The sequence below is a fragment of the Candidatus Poribacteria bacterium genome (assembly GCA_021162805.1).
GTDB lineage: Bacteria > Poribacteria > WGA-4E > B28-G17 > B28-G17 > JAGGXZ01.
Window position 1 is genome coordinate 1 of sequence record JAGGXZ010000099.1, and the last position, 2,514, is coordinate 2,514.

A 2,514-nucleotide genomic window follows, 5' to 3' on the forward strand; every position below is an offset into this window, starting at 1 on the left:
CATAAAAGGCCTCCTGGAATGATTTGCTCACTTATGTTATCTTATATCAGTCTCTTTTACCAGTAGAGTTACTGCAAAAGTCGAGTAATTTAGACAAACGTTTATATCATCGTCTGAAGGAGGGTGGCTGTCATCTGGGGCAAATTGAAGCTTATCCTATGAAGGTGAAAGACACTCTGCCCTTCATACTCATGGTGCTGATCAGCTTGGTATATCTTCTCCTCGTCAACGGCCACTGGAAACCCACATGGGATAGCGCCATATACATAACCGTCAGCAGGGCCTTGGCCACAGGACATGGCTACACCTATATGGGATACGCCCATACCAAGTATCCCTTCATGTTCCCGCTTCTGCTTGCGCCTATCACCGGCATCTTCGGATACAACTTCCTTCTGATGAGGCTTTTGATCGTGCTTACGGGATTGGGGGCGATATGGCTCACCTTCATCCTGATCAGAGGGATAGCCGGCACGTGGATCGCATTGGCGGTGATGGCCCTGACGGCGGCTTCATATCCGCTGATGCTCGAGGCGACAAGGGTCCTCTCCGATCTGCCGTATATGTTTTTCTCCATGCTCGCCTTGATCCCCATCCGACGGTATGGGGAGAAGAGAGATGCACTCAATAAGAGCGGGGTGATCACCTCGATTCTGATCTTGACATCCTATTTCACCAGGGGAGTAGGAGTGTCGCTTGCCGCGGCCGCCTTCCTGTACCTCCTCCTTGAAGGTGAATCAGGCGAGGGGTTTAGATTGAAACTGAGGAAGGCGGCTTTTATCGGCGTAACTTTCCTCATTCCGGCCCTTCTTTGGACGATCAGAAACCGGACTATAAGCCCGGAAAAACGGCTCCCATCGATCCTGAGGGAAAGCCTGGGATACGGGAGGGAGCTTATCCTCGTTAACCCGAGCGATCCATATTCCAGGACGATAGGATTTTGGGATCTCATCGTCAGGCTGCGTCGAAATATCGTTTATTATGAAGGTCTGATATCCAACATCGTGTCGGGTAGAGTCGGCGGAGAGGCTGCGCTCGCCCATGTCATTTCAGCAGTGGTGCTAATCGGACTGATATATTGCCTCATAAGGAGAAGAACGATCGTTGAGTATTACTTCCCGCTCTACATGCTGGTGTATCTGGCATGGCCCTCCTGGCAGGGCGAGCGCTTTCTCGTTCCGGTTATCCCCTTCATATTTTACTATCTCCTGAAAACCGCCGAGCTCATACTGATTTCGATCGAATCAGCCATCAGGTTGAAATTTTCCATTGGCGGGAAAACTCGCAGCTTGATGGGCAAGGCATCTCTCCTAATGCTCACCTTGCTCCTGATAGGGTTAAACCGAAACCCGGACCTCAACATCATCAAGGCGGAGCACGCCAAGCCCTATTACAGCAGGATCGTCTCGGATTTTCTGGATGTCATAAACTGGATCAGGGTTAACACGCCGCCTGAAACCATCGTGGTCAGCGATAGACCATCCTGGGTATATCTGTTATCCGGTCGGAAGACCTTCAGCTTCCCATGGGTGCCGAACCCGAATGAGGTCATCGGATTCATACACGGGATCGGAGCAGATTACGTGATCGTCAACCCCATCTCCTCTGTGACGAAACAGTATCTCGTGCCGTCGATAGAGAGATATCGAGAGGAGTTCAAAGAGGTCTATAGAGAAGGCGAGAGCGTGATCTATAAGGTGAAATCCAAAGGCTGAATGTTCCGTGTTTTCCTCCTTACGTGGTATCCAGATGAGGTTCATATTTGACGGACCGAAGCTCGGGCTGAACAGGTGATATGTGATGAGCTCTTCTAAGCATTTGATCAACTCAAACGAACGGGCAAGGTCAGATTTCTGGGGTTCACCACCCATGTGATCAGGACGAGGTGAAGAGGAGATAGTGCAACTTTTCACCATGCGACTATGCTATAGCAGGAAGTTGTTCATGATGGCCTTTCCCTCTCAGAGAGAGGAAAGTAAAGGGGCATAAGATGACGATAGGAGAAACATGGCAGATGGAGAAGGAATACCTGCTGCCCTTGCCTGAAAGGGATATGGACTGCTGCCGCATCCTGCCGGTGAGAGTCAACGGATACAGCCAGGTTGAGTTTGAGACGAACCGGTACTCAGTTCCGGCCGATGAGGTTGAGAGGAACCTTCTGCTGAAGGCGTATCCTTTCCGGATAAAGATCCTGCGCATGGATAAGGTGATAGCCACTCATCCCCGCTGCTATAGGAGGCATCAGGAGGTGATAGATCCTCTGCACTACCTGCCCTTATTGGAGAAGCGGCCAGGGGCCTTCCAGCATGCCAAGCCGATAAGATTGAAACTTCATCTTGATCACCCTCAAGAGGAAGTTGAGGAGGCGGAAGGAGATACCACCAGTAGAGTTGGATTCACATCCCCAGCTTGTTGGAGTTGGAGATCATCCGGTTGATTTGGGCAAGTATGATCTGTTATTGGAAGGAGAAGAAGAATGAGTGAAGATATGCTTCTGGATAGCTACCTGAAACA

At 50.3% G+C, this 2,514-nt stretch carries 2 protein-coding genes; both read left to right on the top strand.

Annotated features, from left to right (window positions below; translation table 11 throughout):
- Positions 1-158: 158 nt before the first annotated feature.
- Positions 159-1,715 carry a glycosyltransferase family 39 protein gene (locus J7M22_07995; GenBank protein ID MCD6506554.1) on the top strand — a complete coding sequence of 519 codons (1,557 nt, stop codon included), beginning with the start codon at positions 159-161 and terminating at the stop codon, positions 1,713-1,715.
- A gap of 275 nt (positions 1,716-1,990) precedes the next feature.
- On the top strand, positions 1,991-2,437 hold the full coding sequence (locus tag J7M22_08000; GenBank protein ID MCD6506555.1) for a hypothetical protein: 447 nt from the start codon (positions 1,991-1,993) through the stop codon (positions 2,435-2,437).
- Positions 2,438-2,514: the final 77 nt, after the last annotated feature.